Here is an 18782-nt window from a genome sequence, read left to right as displayed (position 1 = left end):
GGTCTTGGCACCTTCAGACCCGCACCCGATACCCATCCGGCTTTCTTCGCGAACAGTCCTGAATCAGGTCAGCTGAGTACAGCAACCCGTTCCTTTCCGGCCGTGTGGTCGCGCTTCGCGCGCCTGCCCGCACCACCCGTCATGAACAGGTTCCCCTTGGAGCTTCGCTCCTGCGGTGCAGTCCTCCCATGCCCTGCTTCTTTGGCAAGTTCGCAAGCCGGAGATGGTCTCCGGTTTGAGGAACTGAAGGACTACTATCATGACCAATATCGCAATCCTCACCGGCCGCATCGCCCGCGATCCCGACACCCGCGAGACCAAGGGAGGCACCAACGTCACCGGGATCACCGTCGTCACCGATCGCCCCGCACGCGACAAGGACGGCAAGACCTACAAGGACGAGAACGGCTATACCGCCAAGGAAAGTGAGTTCCACCGGGTGACCTGTTTCAACGGCCTCGCCAAGACCGTCGGGCAGTACTGCTCCAAGGGCCAGTTGGTCAGCGTGCAGGGCCGCATCCACTACACCCAGTGGGAGGACAAGGACGGGGTCACGCGCTACGGCACCGAGATCCTCGCCGACAAGGTCGACTTCCTCTCCCGCGGTAGTGGTTCGAGCGACGACAACGACAACACCGACGCTCCCGATATCGACTGACATCGATCCCGATCGTCCCCTTACGAAGAGGCTCTGCCGCAAGCGGCAGGGCCTCTTCCTCTGGGGTTACTGGGTTCCCGGCGCTGCATTCGAAGCACGTGTTGCACCGCGCCCCGTCAGTTTCTCGATCGCGGCATCCTCGCCGAGTTTCCCGAGTTCTTCGGCAACCTTCCTCAGGCCCCTCTTCGAGAAGCTTTCGAGACCACTTCCCAGGATGATTTCGCCGAGTTCTCTGGCCGCCTGCACTTCAAGTTCGCGTTGTCTGGCGTCGAGCGCCTCGCGGTCTGCTTCGAGCTTTTGCAGGGCTGCTATCGCGCTCCTGTTTCGGGGCATGTTACTTGTCCTTTTGTCCCCCTCGGATCTGCTCCCCGGTTGGTTTCATGCCCGCGTCATCGGGGTGTAGGAAAGACAATTCGCACGCAGCAGATGTTTGATATTGGGCGGAGGTGGTGGGTCCTTGCTCACGGTTCTCCCAGCATGATGGCCTTGCGCCTCCCGCCTCAAGGACGGCGGGGCCCCACCATTTTGCCCGCCACCGGATTGCATCCGGCGGCGAACAAAATCGTTACCCCCACCGCCGCTATCGCGGTCGCCCATCCGGGCGATCCCTGACCCGGGATGCACAAGACCATCGCGCGCACCTCCTGTCGTCTCACGACAGAAATCAGGAGGATTATCATGGCTTATTCGATGCATTGCGCCCTTCCGTCACGGAGCTATTTCGAGGCTCTGGAGACAGCCGAGAAGAGAGCGCTGCACAGCTTCTTCGATCAGCACGTTATCGAGGATGACGAACTCGGGTACTTTGCCCTCGACGAGGGTGACTACAACATATTGCCAGTGCATCTCGCAGCGCGGGTGGTCCACACGGTCCACGGCGGCATGCTCGACGAGTTTTGAGACTTCCGACAGGGCGGGAACCGGAAGCGGTTCCTGCCCTTTTTTCTTGTTCGCCGGGTAGTCCATCGAAGCACAAGAAACCGGTTCGGTCGGTTGCTCTGACGGCCGCCCACCGCAATGCGGCGCCGCCCGATAAGTGGAGCGGGGCTGTGGACGCACTCTGTCCCGCGCATCTTGCGATGCGCTCCTGAGGGTGCGGCGTAATTTGTTCTTGGGCCCCGCGCGCACTTGCGAACCGGCACCGGGTCGGGCGGCGGGAAGCTTGGGCACGCGACAGGTCCCGCTTGCTTTGCTTCCCACGCGCCCTTGGCCGCTGCCTCTTTCGCAGGTGCTGTCTTCGGCTGGAGGCGTCCAACTGCTTTCTATCTGCATGCTGTGAGCTGCCAGGCTTGGTTGCTCGCGCTCCAACATGGAGATCGGGAAAAGTCGTCCTTGATGAATCCCCCTCATTGCCTGGACCACCTCGCGCACTTGGGAACAAAGGAGCACACCCTACCCCGCGATTTCGGGATTAATCTTTCTGTTATTGCTAAAGAATGTGGTTTTGGGCGAAATCAACCCGTCTGCGAGTAGAGCGGCTTTGCGCTGATCCGCTGACAACTCACATCCATCTATCACCTTGAAATATAGTCCGAATCTTTCGATTGACTGCGAGTTGTTCACGATTTATTCTCATTGCCACCTTCCGCAAGGTGAGCCAGGTTCCGTCGGCCCGACAAGGAACCTGTTTCATGACCCGACAAGATCGGCTTCAGACATTCGTATCTCTCTCCGTGGGTAACTGGGTTCGCCAGTGTGCCGCGGACCATGGCGTCAGTGTCAGCGTCTTTATTCGTGACCTCATCGTCGCAGCGTGGCAGCGCGATAACGAGGCGAAGGACAGGCCCGCAGGGCTCGATCCCGCGCGCCAGGCAATCTTCATTTCGGTGGCGCTCGATGCGCTTCTGGCCAGCCACCCTGACGCGAGTTTGCGCGACCGTACTCACGAGGCATACCGGCGACGCCTCGAGCGTCTTGGCCTCCTCGTCAACGCAAACATGGGAGGCCAATCCCATGAAGCATAATCTCCTGAATTTCACCCGCGGGAGCCAGTTGCTCGGCCACTTTGGTTTCATGTTTGCAGCCGGCCTGAAGGGCCCCTTGATTGTCACCGGCCTGGTAGCGGTCGGCACCTGCTATTGGGAGGTGCGGTCGGCTCTGAGTGATCACCAGATCTACCTGGTCTGGATGCATATCTACGCCAGTCTCTATGCCTTCATGGAGTTCGATCCGGCCAAGCTGGTCAACCTTGAACTGCTTGACGGCGAAAGGGTCGGCCTCCCGTTCGGCATCGTTCGCGAGTTCCCGCCGATGCGCGAGGCGGTCGAGGCGTTTCGTACGGCAGTGAAGCAGGGATTGCTGGTTTCGGCAGTACTGCTGATCCCGGCCTTCGTGTTCTTCTGGTGGTTCGCCGAGCGCTTTGGCGGTCGGTCAAAGGAGCGCAAGCACGAGCGCGGCGCAATGCTTGTTTCGCTCGACGAACTCGAAGAAGAAATCGAGCGTCACAACAAGGCATTCAGGGCCGAAGAACTGGGCCGCAAGTTTGGCTGGAAGTGGCGGCTTGCGAGCTCGTCGGCGCTGGCCGAAGCAGGCCATTACCAACCCGCACATCTCGCCGGTGTAAGCTGGCCGTGGCGGCTCGAGCAGAGCCACGCCATGCTCATCGGTACGACCGGAACCGGCAAGACCGTGGCGCTCACCGAACTTGTTGCCGAAGCGCGTGAACGCGGCCAGCGCGCGGTCATTTTCGACCTCACAGGGGCATTCATTGAGGCCTTCTACGATCCTGCACGCGACATCATTCTCAATCCTGTCGATGTGCGGTGCCCGCTTTGGAGCGTGTTCAACGACTGCACGACGGAAGCTGAGTTTCATGCTGCCGCTGAAGCGCTCGTGCCCCATGACGGGGGTGGTTCAGAACAGTTCTGGGTGCTTGCGGCGCGCATGCTGTTTGTCGAGATGTGTCTTCATCTTGCCCGTACCGGCACTGCAACCAATGAGGCGTTGGCACGGCGGCTGATGACCGCTGATCTGTCCGAGGTGCATAAGCTGATGCGCGGTACCATGGCCGATCCGCTGACCGCTCCGGAAGCGGCCCGCATGGCGGAATCGATCCGCGCTGTGTTCAATGCGAATGCGAAAGTGCTCAAGCTTTTGCCCTCATCCGGACCGCGCTTTTCGGTCCGCGACTGGGTCAAAGGCGACTACCAGGCGGGCTCGATCCTGTTCCTTTCTGCCCGCTATGTCGACATGAGCATCTCCTCGCAGTTGCTGACGCTGTGGCTCGACACGGCGATGAATACGCTGATGACGCTCGAGCGCACACATGACCTGCGGATGTGGTTCCTGATCGACGAGCTCGGTGCCCTTCACCGACTACCGGCGCTTGAAAAGGGGTTGCAAACGGCGCGCAACTTCGGCGGTGCGATCGTCACCGGGGTGCATGCGTTTGCCAAGCTCAAGGAAGTCTACGGCGAGAACATGGCCATGACACTTTCCTCGCTTGCGCGAACGAAGCTCATCCTAGCGACGGCCGATCGAGAGACAGCGACCTGGTGCTCCGATTTCATCGGCCACCGGCAGGTGCGCGACATGGAAGAAGGCTATAGCTACGGGTACAACAATGCGCGCGATGCGGTCAGCCTGACGCCGAGGCGGCAGATCGAGCCATTGCTCCTGCCCGACCAGTTTATGAACCTTCCGAGGTTGTCGGCCTACATCAAATTTCCCGACGGATTCCCCGCTGCGCCGGTATCGCTCATTCCGCGCACGCGTGGCCGTATTGCCGAGGGATTCATCGCCCGCGAGAAACCGCTCATTAAGCCTGACCAGGGTCCTGCGGCAACGGCGCTTCAAGCAAGACCGGGTTCGAAACCGATTGATGAGCATCCCGCCTCGAACGACGACGGTGCCGGTAAACCTGTCGATACAAAGCAGCTCAAACTCGACTTGGAGGGGCAGCGCCGTGTCGCCGATGAACCGCAGGATCGGCAGGAGCCTGTGCCGCTTGAAAAGCTGAATGCAGGACGCGCTACTGGTGAGCTCGGTGCCGAAACCCGTTCCGATACGCATCTGGATGCAGGTCCAACGCTACCTCTCGCCGCAGTGCAAACCGGTGAGGATGCACCAGCAATGGGCGCGGAACAGCATCCGTCCGAACCCGGAACCGCCGGCGATGACACAGGTGGCAAGGCTGGTTCGACGCAACGAGGCCGTTCAGCTGCCAACGGGCGCCAGCCTCTCATACCGGTCGAGAAAGACCTGCGTGAAGGTGCGGTCGCAGATCCTCCGGAAAAGGATTTCGGCGAGTTCGAGCCCGACATGTGAAAGGCAAATAGGGAGGGATTACCCGGCCGCGAGGGGAGCCGTGACGAGGACCAAACTGGATGCTTTCCGTCGCCAATGTGCGCTCCCCTTCGGCTGCTGCGAGCTATTTCGCGGCAGACAATTACTACACCGGCGCCGATGCCGATCGTTCCGGAACCTGGGTCGGGAAGGGAGCGGAACGACTTGGCCTTGAGGGCCGCGTCAGCGCCGAGCAATTCGATGCCTTGCTGCGGGGAGAGCTTCCCGGCGGTATCCAGGTCGGCAACGCGGGCCAGGCCCACAGGCCGGGAACCGACCTCACATTTTCACTCCCGAAAAGCTGGTCGCTGCTCGCGCTGGTGGGCGGCGACCAGCGGATTATCGATGCTTATCGTGAGGCCGTCATCGAGACCTTGCGCTGGGCAGAAAAGAACGCGGCGCAGACCCGGATGGGCAGTCAGGCTGGTTACGGGAAGGTCGCGACAGATAACCTGACGATTGGTCTTTTCCAGCACGACACCAACCGCAACCAGGAGCCAAACCTGCATTTTCACGCGGTCGTGGCGAATGTCACGCAAGGCAGCGACGGAAAGTGGCGCGCGCTTCGCAACGACAAACTTTGGTCGTTCAACACGCTGCTCAACTCGATGACCATGGCTCGCTTTCGTCTGGCAGTCGAGAAAATGGGCTACGAGGCTGGGCCGGTTGGAAAGCATGGCAACTTCGAAGCAGCGGGCATTGCCCGCCAGCAAGTTATGGCCTTTTCGACGCGGCGCGAAGAAGTCCTCGACGCGGTACGCCAGCTGGGGGAGAATACTCCGAAAACCCGCGACATTGCTGTGCTCGATACAAGGAAAAGCAAGGCGCCCGTTAGGGACCGGGAAGGCCTTCTCGATGGGTGGCGGCAGAAATCCCAGGAAGTCGGGATTGACCTTACCGGCTTGATCGATGCGTCGCAGATGCGCGCTGCAACAAAGGACATTCCCAGCTCGAAAGAAGGGAACCTTCTGCAGCGTGGAATTGCGAAGCTGAGAGAGTTCGCGCAGCGGATCAAGGGCAATCCGGCGGATCCACTGATCCCTGCCCATGTCCTCAAGCAAGATGCACCGACCATCGCGGCAGCGCAGGCCGTTGCTTCCGCGGTGCGCCATCTCTCGCAGCGCGAGGCAGCCTTTCCCCGTGAGGGATTGCTGAAGGCGGCGCTCGATTTTGGGCTGCCGACGACGGTGGACCACATCGAAACCCGTGTGAACGCATTGATCAGAAGCGGCGCACTCGAATCCGGCAAAGGCGAGCACAAAGGCTGGCTGGCGAGCCGGGAGGCGCTTGACCTTGAAAGCACCATTATTGCGAATGTCGACCAGGGACGAGGTGCGGTGTTGCCCATCCTGGATCGGGCGGACGCTGCAGAGCGGGTTCAGGCTGTTGCTGCGCTCAACCACGGAATTTCGCTCAACGAAGGACAGGAGAATGCGGCTGGCCTTGTCCTTTCGTCGCGTGACCGGACCGTAGCGATCCAGGGCATAGCCGGGGCGGGCAAAAGCAGCGTGATGAAGCCTGTTGCCCAGCTGCTTCGCGAGGAAGGCAAGCAGGTACTGGGGCTCGCCGTGCAGAACACGCTCGTCCAGATGCTCGAGCGCGACACCGGCATCCGTTCGATGACCATCGCCCGCTTTCTCGCGCAATGGGGCAGGCTTCTGCACGAGCCGGGAAATGCCACGTTGCTGCGTGAGGCTCGGAGCGCTCTCGGAGACCATGTCCTGGTGCTCGATGAGGCGTCGATGGTGTCGAACGAGGACAAGGCCAAGCTGGTACGGCTGGCGAACCTTGCAGAAGTCCAGCGCCTGGTTCTCGTCGGCGACAAGCGACAGCTAGCCGCCGTCGATGCCGGTAAGCCCTTCGACCTCGTCCAGCAGGCCGGGATCGAGCGCGCCAACATGGATGTGAATTTACGCGGCCGCGATCCCATACTGCGGCGAGCCCAGGCCGCAGCGCAGGAGGGACGCATCGACGATGCGCTCCAGGCTCTTGCTCCTTCAACCATCGAAGCTCGTGGGGACAGCGCGATTGTTGCTGCCGAAAAGTGGCTTTCGCTCAGCCCGGCGGATCGGGATCGGACGTCGATCTACGCTTCGGGACGGGCCTTACGTTCTGCGGTCAACGAGGCTGTGCAGTGCGGACTCAAGGCCAACGGCGAGCTCGGCCCACGATCGGGCCGGCTGACCGTTCATTCGCGGGTGAATGTGACACACGAGGAGCTGCGCTATCTTCGCACTTACCAACCAGGCATGGTCCTTAACTTCCGCTCGCGCGACAGCACCCAGAAACTCTCCAAGGGTGACTACACCGTCAAGACCATTGACCATGCGCGGAAGCAGCTCGTGCTTGAGGACAGGAAAGGACGGCTTCGCAAGTTCAATCCCGCGCGCTTGCGGCCGGGCGCAGACGATAGCCGGCTGTCGCTCTTCGAGCGCAAATCGCTGTCCATCATTGAAGGTGACAAAATCCGTTGGACCGACAACGACCACAAGCGCGGGCTGTTCAACGCCGACCAGGCGAGGATCGTGGCCATCGACACAAAGGGCGTCTTGGTCGAGACATCAGTGGGCAAGGAGCTCCGCCTGAACCGCGGCGACCCCATGCTCAAATGCATGGACCTCGCCTACGCCCTCAATGCGCATATGGCGCAGGGACTTACTTCGGATCGCGGGATCGCAGTGATGGACAGCCGCGAACGCAATCTCGCCAATCGGCAGACTTTCCTGGTCACGGTCACCCGGCTTCGCGACGGCCTTACGCTGATTGCAGATAATGCCGAGAAACTCGGCCGGGCCATCAAGTCCAACAGCGGCGAGAAAGCGTCGGCCCTTGAAGTAACGCAAAGGCTCAAGGCGGCAGCGGCCAAGGGCCTTTCGCAAGACGAGGATGTCCGCAGCCCTTCGCCTGCAAGTGACAAGCCCGAACTCACGAAGGAAAGGGTAAAGCATTTCGAAATCGGGATCTGAGCCGACGAGAGCTTTCTATACCGCCCGCCCAAACCAGATGACCCGTCCGACCACTTGGATCTCGGACCGGTCGACATCGTCCCAGCTCGGATAGGCCGAATTATCGCTGCTGATGGTGATATTGCGGCCACCGGGCTTGAGCGTCACGCGCTTGACCACCAGCGCATCGTCGGCGCGCAGGACGTAGATACCGTCGCGCAGCCGCGAGCCTTGGTCCGATGCATCGACCAGCACCTCGTCGCCATCGCTGAGTGTCGGCTCCATGGAGTCGCCCAAGACGTGGATGATCGAAAGGCTGGCGCTCTTCGCCCGGGTCAACCGGCCAAGCCAGCGTTCGTCGAAACCGAAGCGGGTATGGGCGGTCTCGCTTTCGGCAATCGCTCCAAAGCCCGCCGATGCATCGACATTGAGCACGGGTATTTCGATCAACCCGTCACGCATGGGTGCGGGCGGTCCGCCAAGCACTTGCTCGTCGACCCCGAAGAAGCTGGCAAGCGTGCGCCGGTCATCGTCATCCAGTTTGCGCGGCGATCCACGCTTGATGAATTGCTGAATGTAGGACGAGTTTCTTCCGATCATCCGCGAGATCGAGGAATATCCGAGCCGTCGCTGCTGGATCAGGCGATCGAGCTCCTCTCTGACATGTTCCATGTGTCGTTCCTTCTAGCGGTCTCAGGAGAGAAGGAAATCTCCTAGACTCGATGGAACCTTCCTACTAAGAACAAAACAGGAACACAAGTGTTGAGTGAGTCGAGGAAGGCCATGAAATTGCTGGATCGCATTGAACGACATCTGAAGGAATCGCACATTTCGGCGACACGGTTCGGTCGTCGCGCGGTTGGCGATCCGCGCTTCGTGCTTGACCTACGAGCTGGCCGCAGGCCGCGCCGCCGAACAGTCGAGAAGGTAGAGAATTATCTAGCTCGACGCTCGTGAGGCTGCTTTCAGCTCCAATTGACAGTGGAACAAAAAAAGAACAAAGGTACACTTGTAACCCGTAGCGTTACAGGGCAATAGACTGCAAAGGGGATACCAAATGGGTACTGCGACACAGTTTAGAACGGAGCATCCCGGGCACCCTGGTCGGTTCTTGAAAATCAAGTTGATTGACGAGCGTGGGATATCCGTCACGGAGGCAGCAAAGGCTCTAGGCGTCGCGCGTCCTTCGCTATCCAAACTCATCAACCAACGAGTTCATTTGTCTCCAGAGATGGCAGTTCGGTTGGAGAAGGCATTCGGATTTCCATTGGAAGCGATGATGCAGATGCAGACTGCATTTGACATCGCCGAAGCTCGCAAGAAAAACAGAGAAATTGAGGTGCAGCCGTTCCAATTTGTTGGAACCACGTCGATGAGCCAAAGCGCAAATCGGGAGGCGGTCCGATGACTGATCTCCCCATTCTCTTCGCGTCAGAGAAGGAACTGATTTCGGCAGCCTTGCAACTCGGCGCGCTCGATGTCGGGCATGGGTTATCGGAGGCTGAAAAGAGGCTCGCTGCAAGCTCTGCCAAGCAGCGAGTTTCCGCAAAGAGAGTGGCTCTGCTGCGTGATTCAATTCTCAGCGGAAATGACCCTTTAGGAGAAGGGTTCTCGTCAATCCGATCTGCGGAGACACGCCGGTCTGATGGGGCGACGTACACTCCTGAGGGCATTGTTCAGTCGATGGTGCAGTGGGCCGCGAATAACTCAAGTCCATCGCGCGTTGTCGACCCAGGGGTTGGCTCAGGCCGCTTCCTCTCAGCCGCCGGGCGAGCGTTCCCAAATGCTCAGCTTGTCGGCATTGATGTGGACCCGGTCGCAACCCTGATGGCCCGTGCCAATCTGTGTGTGAATGGGTATGCAAAGCGGGCAAAGATCATACTCGGTGACTTCCGAAATTTCACCGAGAGGACTGCTGGACAGACACTGTACATCGGTAATCCACCATACGTCAGGCATCATCAGATCGATGCTGTGTGGAAGGATTGGCTCGCGCAAAGAGCGGCAGAATTGAAACTGCCGGCGAGCAAACTCGCTGGGCTCCACGTGTACTTTTTCCTCGCGACAGCACTTGAAGCCGAGAAGAAGGACGTAGGGGCATTCGTTACAGCTTCCGAGTGGCTTGACGTGAACTACGGCTCGCTCGTTCGGTCGCTGATGCTCGGCGAACTCGGCGGGAAGAACATTACCGTAATCGAACCGACCGCGCAGCCATTTCCCGATGCTGCCACGACCGCAGCGATCACAACCTTCGAAATTGGTGCGGAACCCAAGACTGTTAGCTTTCAGAGAGTAGATGACCTCGCAAGTCTGGGTAAACTCGGAAGTGGTCGACGCATTAGGCGAGACCGTCTCGCTACCGAGAAGCGGTGGTCACATCTGACGCGGGTAGCGGAACGTCCACCCGAGGGATACGTCGAGCTAGGAGAACTGTGCCGGGTTCATCGCGGCACTGTTACCGGGGCAAACGGCGTATGGATCGCCGGAGAGCATAGTGCTGGTTTGCCTGACTCGGTGCTTTTCCCAACCATCACGCGCGCTCGCGAGGTCTTCAATTCCGGCGGCTTGTTGAAAGATCCCGACTTGCTCAGGCAAGCCATCGATCTGCCAACCGACCTAGATGAACTTTCTGTCTCAGACCGCAAGCGCGTTGAAAGCTTCCTGAAGGTAGCAAAATCGATGGGTGCACATAGCGGGTATGTCGCACGCAATAGAAAGGCTTGGTGGTCAATTGGGCTTCGCGAAGCGGCCCCGATCATATCGACATATATGGCCCGACGCCCTCCTGGCTTTGCCCTAAACAAAGCCGGAGCAAGGCATATCAATATCGCTCATGGGTTGTATCCTCGTGACCCGATGAACGAAAAGTTGAAGCGCGCCTTGGTCTCCTATCTGCAGCACAACATCTCGCAAAAGTCGGGACGGACTTACGCGGGTGGTCTAACCAAATTTGAGCCTCGTGAAATGGAACGGGTGATTGTGCCGAGCCCGGAGTTGCTCACAAGCGGAGTATGCCTGTGATTGATCGGCCGCTTTGGAGCGACGAAGAATTAGAGGTCGAAAGAGAAAAGGCAATCGCGGCCTTTTGCACCGAACGTCTCGAAGAACCTCTGGAAGACTATCTCGACGCTTTTGACGAGTATCAGGGGCATATCGAGGAGATACTCGAGACCACCGTCGACCTTTCTCGTCTTGAGGATACGGCGCTCGATGTTTTGGGCGATCCAAATTTGCTTGAGGCGTTCAGGTATCTCGCAGGTCCTCCGATTTCTCAGGACGATCTGAAGACCCTTTCGGATGCACAATCGCTCACGAAAGGACATCTTGCGGCCACACCGGCACTGGTCCAGCGCGTAATAGCTGTAGTCCGCCAGGTGCTTGACCGTCGGCGCTTCGCTTGGGTCGTTGAAGATCGTGAACCGACCGAGGCTGAGCGCAATGCAGCCGTGCTTGCCTCGGCGGCGTTGATGGCTGCGAGTCGAGCTCAGACAAAGCGTCGGACATCTGGCAAAGATCGTCAGGAAGGCGCGGTGAAGGATTCACTCTTGAAGCTCGGTTTCGAAGAGGTGGAACCGCGAAAGATCACTACGATCGCCCTGGCACCCGAGCCAGGACAATTCTGCGGCGAAAGTGTGCTCGGCAACCGCAAAGGCGATATCATCGTGCGACTTTGGGACCATCGCGTGATGCCCATAGAGTGTAAGGTGTCAAACTCATCAACCAACTCGGTCAAGCGGTTGAACAATGATGCTGCGGTGAAAGCTACGAGCTGGAAAACGGACTTTGGCCTGCGGCAGGTTGTGCCAAGTGCGGTCCTCAGCGGCGTCTACAAGTTGCACAATTTGTTGGATGCGCAGGAACGCGGCCTGACCATCTTCTGGGCACACGATCTGGAGCCATTGACGGAATGGATCGCCAGCTCAAAGAAGTGACCAGCATCAATGACTAAAGGCGGCCATCTTGCTCTTTAGTCGTCGAAGCATTCAAGCACGTTTGGACGCAATCCGGCCCTGCACTCCGAGCGAGTGGCATGCGGACTTAGTGCGCCGATTAAATCAGCCAAATCGCGATAGGCTGGCAGCCGTTTATGAACTCATGGTTGTACACGGCCTCAATCAAGTCGGGTCGGTAGCTGTTGAAGCGGAGCAGGTGAACGGCAAAAATCCCGATATCGAGTACGCAGGCCTAGGCATATCGTTTGTAGCAGACGTGACTACCGTATCCGACGCGGGGCTCGACAAGAAAAATCCATATGAAGATCTGAGCAATCTGGTTGAAAGTCTGAAAACCAAGCTCGGAATGCCAATAGGCGGAGTGGATATCCGAATAGGATCGAGTCGAGAGCGAAAGGATCGAGGCGAGCAAACGACCTTGCAGATGCCCAATCGGTCAAGCCTGCGCCAATACTTCAAGACAGCCATCGAGCCTGAGATAAGGCAACAGCACCGCTCTGGGCAGTGTCCGATCCGCGTAGACATTGTGGACGAGGAAACTGAAATTTCAGTCAGTATTGATCCGGCCAAGAGCCCCTACAGTAGCGGCGGCTATGCCTCATATGACCGCCCAAGCATCAAAAATCGGAACCCCTATTATAAGGCGCTGAGATCGAAGGTTCCGCAGTTGAAGGGGGTGGATGCCTTAACCGGGATAATCATCTGCGATGCGGATTGCGCCACTATGGCCGATGGTGGCTTCGGCAATCGCATCGATCTCATGGATACTCTGACACGCGATTTCTTGCGGCAGAACAGCTCGGTAGACTTCGTTTTGGCGATTAGCGTTCGTGAGGAGAGACGTGGCTGGCATCCCGCCGAGGGCTACGACCGGCAAATGTTTGCAATGCTGCGCACGCAAGACGCATTAAAGATTGCTGGCGATCTCGACACGACCTTTCGTTCGATGATGCGAAACTTCCCTTATCCCCGAGACATGCCAGTCAATGCTGCACGAAGGGCGATCGAAGCAGATTATGGATGGGGGCACCATGGAGGCTGCAAAATGTCAGGCGATAATGTCAGATTGAGCTCTCGCATGATTATGGAGGTTCTCACTGGCCAAATCAGTGTGGATCGTATGTCAGAACTTCAACGTGGCAATCCATTCAAACTGCCGTTCGCGAACGGGAGGCTTCCGACAAAGATTGAGGTGATTCCTGGCGGCGAGGACGATAACGATGATTGGATCGAATTCACGTTCGGCGGCTCCGATCCAGCCATCACACCCTTTAAGTAGCACCATTCTATGATCTCAGATCGCTTCGAAACTCTAGCCCAAGCGTTTCGAGTTTTTGCCGAACAGCATCTTCGCTTTCGCCAACTTTTTCTGATCGATGCACCAGAAGCCGTCGGCAATCTAGACCACGCAATCGATGGGATTCTGAATGCATTCCATGGCCTTTATGACGCAGTGAAATTGGAAGCGCCGGAAGCTTTCAATTTCTACGATGACCCCTTGTGCGCATTTGTCTTGCGACTGAGAAACGCTCGACACCATAACCAAGCCAACGGGCTTCGAAGCGTTTATCGACGGGCTAGAGCCGAAGAGCATCCCAGAGACTATCTGCTGATCAATTTCGAAGCAGGTGAAAGCGAAGATGGTGGAAGTTTCGCTGAACACTATGTCAGCTGGTCTGACATCCGCGCAATTCTAGATTTGCAATCAGCCAAGTACGCGGATTCTGTTGCTGCGGGGCGTGAAGCCATTGCTGCGGACCGCTTCGAGGATTGGTGTCTTGCTCACAGCTACGAAGTGGACCGTATGTTTGCCAATTTGATCCCGATCCTGTCAGCGGCATGCTCTCGCTGTACTGGGGCGATCTCTCAATACATTGAACCAGAAAGCGTCGAGGCGGAGGCATTTCTGAATATATTTCAGAACGTCGAACCAGCGGACTTCGATCGTCAGGAGTACGTGGAGCTAACAAGCGCTGTTTTCTGGCCAACCTAGAGACAGCACTCCCAAAGATTCAATTTTGCATGCCAATTGCGGTGGCCGTTTTGAAAATCAACCTACAGCTTCTCCAAAGTCTAGTCGGTATGCCACGATGTGTAATCGAACTGACGGAGATGATCCCAAGTTTATCACCTTGGAAGCCGCGATGACACCGCACAGTAGTTTAGCCGCAAGGACTGGCGTGAGTCCTGGTCTCGGATCACTTTCAGTGTGCAATTTTCATTATAGTTCGGCTCGGAATCCGGCTTTCGCACGCGCAGAGAGTCGTTTCGAAAGACCCGCCAAGTCCGTAAATCTGTCCCAAAGGCTGATTGCGGATCTGATTTCGGCAATCATGTTTCTGATCTCACCTGCCTTCAGGTCAGCGAACTTGCCGAACGCTAGCAAGTCATCAAGCTCGAAGCCGTCAGTCTTTCCGGCCAGAGACATCTGGTGTTCGTTGGTCCAGTCCCCGTCAGGATTGTAGGCATAGACGACATCGAATGCGGGCGAGAGGCTCCAGCGACCCGAGCTATCCATGAGGAATGCGATGTTCTTGGTGTGGTCGTCCTGGTTGCGGATGAAGATATTGAGCAGCGCGCGGCGCACCTGCTCCTTAATCGCTTCGCGGCCGAGACCGAGCATGCGGATGGTCTCGATCGCCTGCTCGTAGCTGTATGCGCGAGCGAGGTTGAAATCGAAATGGCGCATTGCGCAAAGCGACTGCATGTGAAGCTTCTTGCCATCAGGCGTGCGGTCGAAACGCTGTGTCATGAAATGCGCCCGGCCGCCTTCTTCATGCAGACGAGAACGAGCCATGTCGATGCCGGCCTCTCGGGCTAGCAGATAGCAAGCGTATTCAAGTCGGCCGAAGCCCATCGGATCGGCTAGCTCCTTGTCGGCACTGCCCGACACGCCGTCGAACTTGACGAGCCATTGCGTATACCTGGGCCCTGCAGTCAGCTGCCCTGAATGGAATTCTCCGGTCTCCTCATTCCAGGCGAGGACGGCCTTGGCCCGGGCGCCACCAGCAGAGGTGCCGACGCGCAAGATCTCTTGAAGTGCGCGATGATCATCTTCACCCTTGAGCACACCGGCCAGTTCTTCACGCGCGGCAATGACCCTGTTGGCGAGTTCGACAAGCGGAGCGATATCGACCGGCCGACCCTGTTCACGGCGCTCACCGGTAGCGGGCTCGAATTCGAGCGCACCCATGCCTCGGCGACCGGTATAACAAAGGCGCTCGACCGGATCGAAGCTGTCGGCTGTGCGGCCTTGCTCGGCAAGCCAGCGATTGATCAGCGCGTTACCAAACTTGTCGGGCAGGCTGTCTGCCAGCATGCCCGGTAGCCCTTTAAAGGTCTCGTAATTCAGCGCGGGAAAATCGTAGACGCCGCTTCGTAATGGCATTGTGAGCGGAGCGACTTCGATGCCGCTGCGACTGAATTCCGGAGTGTATTCGAAAACCCCGACATCGCGATCTTCATCCCACAGGACGGCGCCGATCTGACGACCCCAGAGATTGACTACCGCACGCGTCATGGGGCCTCGTCACCCCAGCTCCATTCCTCGCCAGCCTCACCTTCAGAAGACTTGCGCACCCTTTGCCGCGCCTTGCCGGTGTCGGACCGGGGATCGAGCGGTCTCAGCTTGGCGTCCGGCATGACATCCAGCAGGCGGTCTTCAATGTCGAGCGCACGCATTATCCTGGCGAGGCTATCGATGGTCCCGCCATTACCGGCTTCCAGGCGGGCGAGCGTTGAACGCGAGATACCTGCCATTTCCGCAAGCTCGGCCTGCTTGAGATTGCGTGATATGCGATATGCTTCGATCTGCTTCCCGAGGTCGGATAGCAGCACCGAGAGCGGACGCAGATCTGGTGAATCATAATGTGGCATTATCGAGACATTATCTCCGTTATGGAGCTTTGTGTAGCGATTTTGCGTCTTTACGTGATGATATTTAATGTGTCAATATCGAGACGTAAATTGGCTTATGCCCGATAATGCATCAAATTTGCTACTTTATTTAGGTCGGAGTGATGGAAATGGATGACGAGAAGGAGCAAAACGACCAGACGGACTGGAAGGGCCTGCGAGAGATCGACCGTGCCATCTCCGAAAATCGGCGCATGGAATACAGCTGGAAGAAGGCTCTAGCAGATCCTTGGGAACGACGCGGACTCTGGCTACTTGGGCTGGTCGTCGTCGCATTTGCGGTGTTCGTCATCCTGCAGGATTTCGTGCTGTAGCTATCTATTGCCCCATTCTTTGACGTCGTCTGCAGCTTCCTCACTCGCGCCCGTGGCGCCTTCCGTTTGGCGATCAAGATAAGTTCGCACGGTTCCGATCCTGCCACGACCCTGTCGGCGCACCCGCTCGACCTCATCCGTGATGTCAGACCGATCAGGAGCATCGGGCATTGAGGGACCACCCGCAGAGCCCACGGCTCCTCTTGCGCGTACCTGCCCAGCACTTCCGATCCCGGGGCGGCTGACAGGAGCGAAGTCCGGCAGCGAAAGGTCGGCTTCGATGTCGTCTTGTAGGCGATCAGCATAGCTCTCGACAAACCGCGATTGCAGTTGTTGGCCGCGCGCGCTCATCTGGAACTCGATGTCGTCGAAGCGCACCGGCCCGTAATAGTCGCGATTGGCTTCGATCTCGGCCATGCCCCATTCGCGATAAGCCTGGCTCAGGTTTAGCGTGCCTGCGGCACTATTGGCCTCGTACCAACTGGCCTGGTTCTCGAGGCGGCTGGCCACCTCTTCGGCCCGACGCGCCTCTCGTGTGTAGCTTTCGGCTTCGGTCAGCGATCGGCTGAGACCCGACGAGCTGGTTGACACCTGCGATACCGAACTCGAACTCGTCTCGCGCAGGAAGCCTTCACGCGTGTTCGACCAGTTGCGGCTATCCGAAAGCTGCCGCAGCGTACCCATTATCCTGCCGCGATCTTCCGAGGCGATCCCGATATCGCTGTCGGTCCACGACTGATTTCGGCCACCGCGGACGCCCGCCTGCGCGTTTAGTACTCCACCTTCGGCCTTTGCTCCGGCTCCTGCTTCGCCGTTGAGGAACCAAGAAATAGTAATGTCGTCTGACGCGCGCCGGGACAGGCCGAACTGCTGCTGGAGCGTCCTCGAGGCATTGTCGACTTCGCTGAATGCCGTGCCGATGCTGTCGTTCGTACCAACGCCGCTGACAGTATCGGAGCTCTGACCCTGGCTGTAGGCGTTGCGGATCTCGCTGAACCGGGTGAGCGCAGAGCTCGTCGATTGCTGGGCGAGGTTGGCATAGGTCTCGCTCTGCGTCCGGCTCTGGCTCGCCATCGTTCCTAGGCGGCCCGTGAAGTCCTGCCCGAGCGTCGGCGTGAACGGATAGCTTGAATTCGGGACTGCAGCGAACTCGCCATCGGGGAAGCTGGTCGTCTGCGTGCCGCTGTCGCTGAATCCCCGCGTCTGTGCCGCGCCATAGGCAATGTTGGGGGCAAGATTGCCCTGCGCAAACTGGCGGGAAAACACTGTCGAATTGTCGATGCTCGAGTTGCCGAGTGAGACGTTGCCGGTGCTCGCTTCGCGCGAGGCTTCCTCGGCTGCATTCTGGCTCGGGTTGAGATAGCTCGTTGCCTGGCCCGAAATCGCCAGCGCACCACGCGCCACGCCGCCGGCAAGGAACGGGATCGAGGCGACAAGATAGCCTGCCAAGATGCCGATATCGCTGTTGACGTCGCTCATGCCAGCAAAGGTCGCGAGGCTGAGGCCCGTGCTGCCGCCAGCGGCGGCGACATCGCCCGCGCCTTTGAACATCAGGATCATGTGCAGGATGACGAAGAGCGGTCCCCACGCCGCAAGATAGAAGAAGCCGGTGACGTAACCTCTCAATGCAATGGGTCCGGTCCGCGGCATCAGGAACAGCGGAAACAGGACAGGGAACAGCGCGTAGAACACCACCGTCAGTACGACATTGAGGATTGGGACCCATTTCATCGCGTTGTGCGCGATCGAAGAATAGGTCCGCTCGGTCTGAATATCGGCCCGGGTCTGCGCGAAGACGTCGATACTGCCCGTGCCGCTCGCCCCTGCAAAGCCGTGCATGGCCTGGTTCATGGCATTGATCGTCAACACCTGGCGGAAAATGTCGCTCGCGCTGCGCGAGATGCCGGTAAGATACTGATAGGCAATCGGGAGGTCGGCCATGAGCTTGGCCTTGGCGAGCGCTTCGGTCTGGCGCGGATAGAGTTGGCGTCCCGCGACAAGCGTCATCTCGTCAATGAGGCTCGCCCATTGCCCCGAAAGCGCGGTGTAGGCTTCGCGGCAGGTGATGATCGAGGCCGTCACGCTGTCGTCGGCCTGCCGGGTCAGGAATTTCTGCGCGCGCGCCGCGCTGCCGGGTGCGATCGTCGCCCAGATATCATCGCTCTCGGACAGCTCCTTCATCGAGTAGCGGCCGAGCAGCAGATCGTAGAACACGCATTGCCTGACATGCTCGTCGAAGTTCGCAGCAAACTCCGGATCGGAAATGCGCAAGCTCCGCGTCGATTCAAGCAGCCGCGCGCCATAGATCATGCCGTTCTTCGAGTAGTTGAGGTCGTCCGGCAAGCCGAAGACGAGCTCGGCCGAGCGGGTCAGATAGTCCCCCGCCTGGCTGGTGAAACTTGCCATCAGGGCGAGCCCGAGCGGAACATTGGCCACCGTTGCCGGTGCAAGGCTTGGATTGACCCGGTCGGTCACATGGACGTCCATGCGCGGCACCATCAGACACATGTAGATGAGCGTCGCACCGAGGAACCAGTTGAGCCATGCGCGCCAGTCCTGGTTGAACGCGACCACGATGACCGCGAGCACCATGCCCATCACCAGCGCGACCTGAATCAGGCTCTTGTAGCCGCCCGCTCCGGTCCAGGCGGCAACGGCATTGAGGACATTGACGATATACTCGCCGCCGCCGACCGTGAAAATCTCGACCATG

General features: G+C 58.6%; 16 protein-coding genes. 11 read left to right on the top strand and 5 right to left on the bottom strand.

The window, feature by feature from the left end; all coding sequences use genetic code 11:
• The first annotated feature begins 259 nt into the window (after positions 1-259).
• Entirely contained in the window at positions 260-658 is a 399-nt protein-coding gene (locus tag GRI69_RS03480) for a single-stranded DNA-binding protein (RefSeq protein ID WP_067695865.1), read from the top strand.
• Positions 659-724: 66 nt separating this feature from the next.
• Here GRI69_RS03480 and GRI69_RS03475 read toward each other — a convergent pair whose 3' ends face one another.
• On the bottom strand, positions 725-991 hold the full coding sequence (locus GRI69_RS03475) for a DUF6437 family protein (protein ID WP_067695862.1): 267 nt from the start codon (positions 989-991) through the stop codon (positions 725-727).
• Positions 992-1336: 345 nt separating this feature from the next.
• Here GRI69_RS03475 and GRI69_RS03470 point away from each other — a divergent pair, with 345 nt between their 5' ends.
• From GRI69_RS03470 to mobF, 4 genes are all read left to right on the top strand, one after another.
• Positions 1337-1558 (top strand): hypothetical protein, encoded by a 222-nt coding sequence (locus tag GRI69_RS03470; protein WP_067696232.1) that lies wholly within the window; start codon positions 1337-1339, stop codon positions 1556-1558.
• Positions 1559-2289: 731 nt separating this feature from the next.
• Positions 2290-2622, top strand: a complete 333-nt coding sequence (locus GRI69_RS03465; RefSeq protein WP_083508388.1) for a hypothetical protein — start codon at positions 2290-2292, stop codon at positions 2620-2622.
• The gene (locus GRI69_RS03460) at positions 2612-4924 is read left to right on the top strand and encodes a type IV secretion system DNA-binding domain-containing protein (protein ID WP_067695856.1); all 2313 of its coding nucleotides are present in this window, start codon (positions 2612-2614) and stop codon (positions 4922-4924) included. Before GRI69_RS03465 ends, GRI69_RS03460 begins: the two co-directional genes overlap by 11 nt.
• 59 nt (positions 4925-4983) lie before the next feature.
• Entirely contained in the window at positions 4984-7908 is a 2925-nt protein-coding gene (mobF, locus tag GRI69_RS03455) for a MobF family relaxase (RefSeq protein ID WP_067695853.1), read from the top strand.
• A 15-nt stretch (positions 7909-7923) separates the two neighbouring features.
• Here mobF and GRI69_RS03450 read toward each other — a convergent pair whose 3' ends face one another.
• Complete coding sequence (locus GRI69_RS03450) at positions 7924-8559, bottom strand: S24 family peptidase (protein WP_067695850.1); 636 nt, start codon at positions 8557-8559, stop codon at positions 7924-7926.
• Positions 8560-8944: 385 nt separating this feature from the next.
• Between GRI69_RS03450 and GRI69_RS03445 the strand changes: the two genes are divergently transcribed.
• The 5 genes from GRI69_RS03445 to GRI69_RS03425 all read left to right on the top strand — a co-directional run bounded on the left by GRI69_RS03445 (position 8945) and on the right by GRI69_RS03425 (position 13833).
• Complete coding sequence (locus GRI69_RS03445; RefSeq protein WP_067695847.1) at positions 8945-9295, top strand: HigA family addiction module antitoxin; 351 nt, start codon at positions 8945-8947, stop codon at positions 9293-9295.
• Positions 9292-10908 (top strand): N-6 DNA methylase, encoded by a 1617-nt coding sequence (locus GRI69_RS03440; RefSeq protein WP_067695844.1) that lies wholly within the window; start codon positions 9292-9294, stop codon positions 10906-10908. Before GRI69_RS03445 ends, GRI69_RS03440 begins: the two co-directional genes overlap by 4 nt.
• The gene (locus GRI69_RS03435) at positions 10899-11819 is read left to right on the top strand and encodes a XamI family restriction endonuclease (RefSeq protein WP_067695841.1); all 921 of its coding nucleotides are present in this window, start codon (positions 10899-10901) and stop codon (positions 11817-11819) included. The genes GRI69_RS03440 and GRI69_RS03435 overlap by 10 nt, the downstream gene beginning before the upstream one ends.
• 163 nt (positions 11820-11982) lie before the next feature.
• A complete protein-coding gene (locus GRI69_RS03430) occupies positions 11983-13119 on the top strand; it encodes a hypothetical protein (protein ID WP_067695838.1) in 1137 nt (378 codons plus the stop codon).
• A 9-nt stretch (positions 13120-13128) separates the two neighbouring features.
• A complete protein-coding gene (locus tag GRI69_RS03425) occupies positions 13129-13833 on the top strand; it encodes a hypothetical protein (RefSeq protein WP_157075203.1) in 705 nt (234 codons plus the stop codon).
• A 228-nt stretch (positions 13834-14061) separates the two neighbouring features.
• Here the strand turns inward: GRI69_RS03425 and GRI69_RS03420 are convergent, their stop codons facing one another.
• Together GRI69_RS03420 and GRI69_RS03415 are read right to left on the bottom strand one after the other, a co-directional pair.
• The gene (locus tag GRI69_RS03420) at positions 14062-15360 is read right to left on the bottom strand and encodes a type II toxin-antitoxin system HipA family toxin (RefSeq protein WP_067695830.1); all 1299 of its coding nucleotides are present in this window, start codon (positions 15358-15360) and stop codon (positions 14062-14064) included.
• On the bottom strand, positions 15357-15716 hold the full coding sequence (locus tag GRI69_RS03415) for a helix-turn-helix domain-containing protein (protein WP_067695826.1): 360 nt from the start codon (positions 15714-15716) through the stop codon (positions 15357-15359). The genes GRI69_RS03420 and GRI69_RS03415 overlap by 4 nt, the downstream gene beginning before the upstream one ends.
• A 149-nt stretch (positions 15717-15865) precedes the next feature.
• Between GRI69_RS03415 and GRI69_RS03410 the strand changes: the two genes are divergently transcribed.
• Complete coding sequence (locus GRI69_RS03410) at positions 15866-16069, top strand: hypothetical protein (RefSeq protein ID WP_320181559.1); 204 nt, start codon at positions 15866-15868, stop codon at positions 16067-16069.
• On the opposite strand, the gene GRI69_RS03405 is transcribed toward GRI69_RS03410, so the two are convergent.
• Positions 16070-18781, bottom strand: coding sequence for a conjugal transfer protein TraG N-terminal domain-containing protein (locus GRI69_RS03405; protein WP_067695821.1), 2712 nt, complete (start codon positions 18779-18781; stop codon positions 16070-16072).
• Position 18782 lies beyond the last annotated feature (1 nt).

Source organism: Qipengyuania vulgaris (genome assembly GCF_009827325.1).
Classification (GTDB): Bacteria; Pseudomonadota; Alphaproteobacteria; order Sphingomonadales; family Sphingomonadaceae; genus Qipengyuania; species Qipengyuania vulgaris.
This window is presented reverse-complemented; position numbering and strand designations above follow the sequence as displayed.

What these genes read in the sequence shown, in the direction of transcription:
- GRI69_RS03480 (WP_067695865.1), top strand. Translation starts at nt 260, where the DNA reads ATGACCAATATCGCAATCCTCACCGGCCGCATCGCCCGCGATCCCGAC.
- GRI69_RS03475 (WP_067695862.1), bottom strand. Translation starts at nt 991, where the DNA reads ATGCCCCGAAACAGGAGCGCGATAGCAGCCCTGCAAAAGCTCGAAGCA.
- GRI69_RS03470 (WP_067696232.1), top strand. Translation starts at nt 1,337, where the DNA reads ATGGCTTATTCGATGCATTGCGCCCTTCCGTCACGGAGCTATTTCGAG.
- GRI69_RS03465 (WP_083508388.1), top strand. Translation starts at nt 2,290, where the DNA reads ATGACCCGACAAGATCGGCTTCAGACATTCGTATCTCTCTCCGTGGGT.
- GRI69_RS03460 (WP_067695856.1), top strand. Translation starts at nt 2,612, where the DNA reads ATGAAGCATAATCTCCTGAATTTCACCCGCGGGAGCCAGTTGCTCGGC.
- mobF (WP_067695853.1), top strand. Translation starts at nt 4,984, where the DNA reads ATGCTTTCCGTCGCCAATGTGCGCTCCCCTTCGGCTGCTGCGAGCTAT.
- GRI69_RS03450 (WP_067695850.1), bottom strand. Translation starts at nt 8,559, where the DNA reads ATGGAACATGTCAGAGAGGAGCTCGATCGCCTGATCCAGCAGCGACGG.
- GRI69_RS03445 (WP_067695847.1), top strand. Translation starts at nt 8,945, where the DNA reads ATGGGTACTGCGACACAGTTTAGAACGGAGCATCCCGGGCACCCTGGT.
- GRI69_RS03440 (WP_067695844.1), top strand. Translation starts at nt 9,292, where the DNA reads ATGACTGATCTCCCCATTCTCTTCGCGTCAGAGAAGGAACTGATTTCG.
- GRI69_RS03435 (WP_067695841.1), top strand. Translation starts at nt 10,899, where the DNA reads ATGCCTGTGATTGATCGGCCGCTTTGGAGCGACGAAGAATTAGAGGTC.
- GRI69_RS03430 (WP_067695838.1), top strand. Translation starts at nt 11,983, where the DNA reads ATGGTTGTACACGGCCTCAATCAAGTCGGGTCGGTAGCTGTTGAAGCG.
- GRI69_RS03425 (WP_157075203.1), top strand. Translation starts at nt 13,129, where the DNA reads ATGATCTCAGATCGCTTCGAAACTCTAGCCCAAGCGTTTCGAGTTTTT.
- GRI69_RS03420 (WP_067695830.1), bottom strand. Translation starts at nt 15,360, where the DNA reads ATGACGCGTGCGGTAGTCAATCTCTGGGGTCGTCAGATCGGCGCCGTC.
- GRI69_RS03415 (WP_067695826.1), bottom strand. Translation starts at nt 15,716, where the DNA reads ATGCCACATTATGATTCACCAGATCTGCGTCCGCTCTCGGTGCTGCTA.
- GRI69_RS03410 (WP_320181559.1), top strand. Translation starts at nt 15,866, where the DNA reads ATGGATGACGAGAAGGAGCAAAACGACCAGACGGACTGGAAGGGCCTG.
- GRI69_RS03405 (WP_067695821.1), bottom strand. Translation starts at nt 18,781, where the DNA reads ATGGTCGAGATTTTCACGGTCGGCGGCGGCGAGTATATCGTCAATGTC.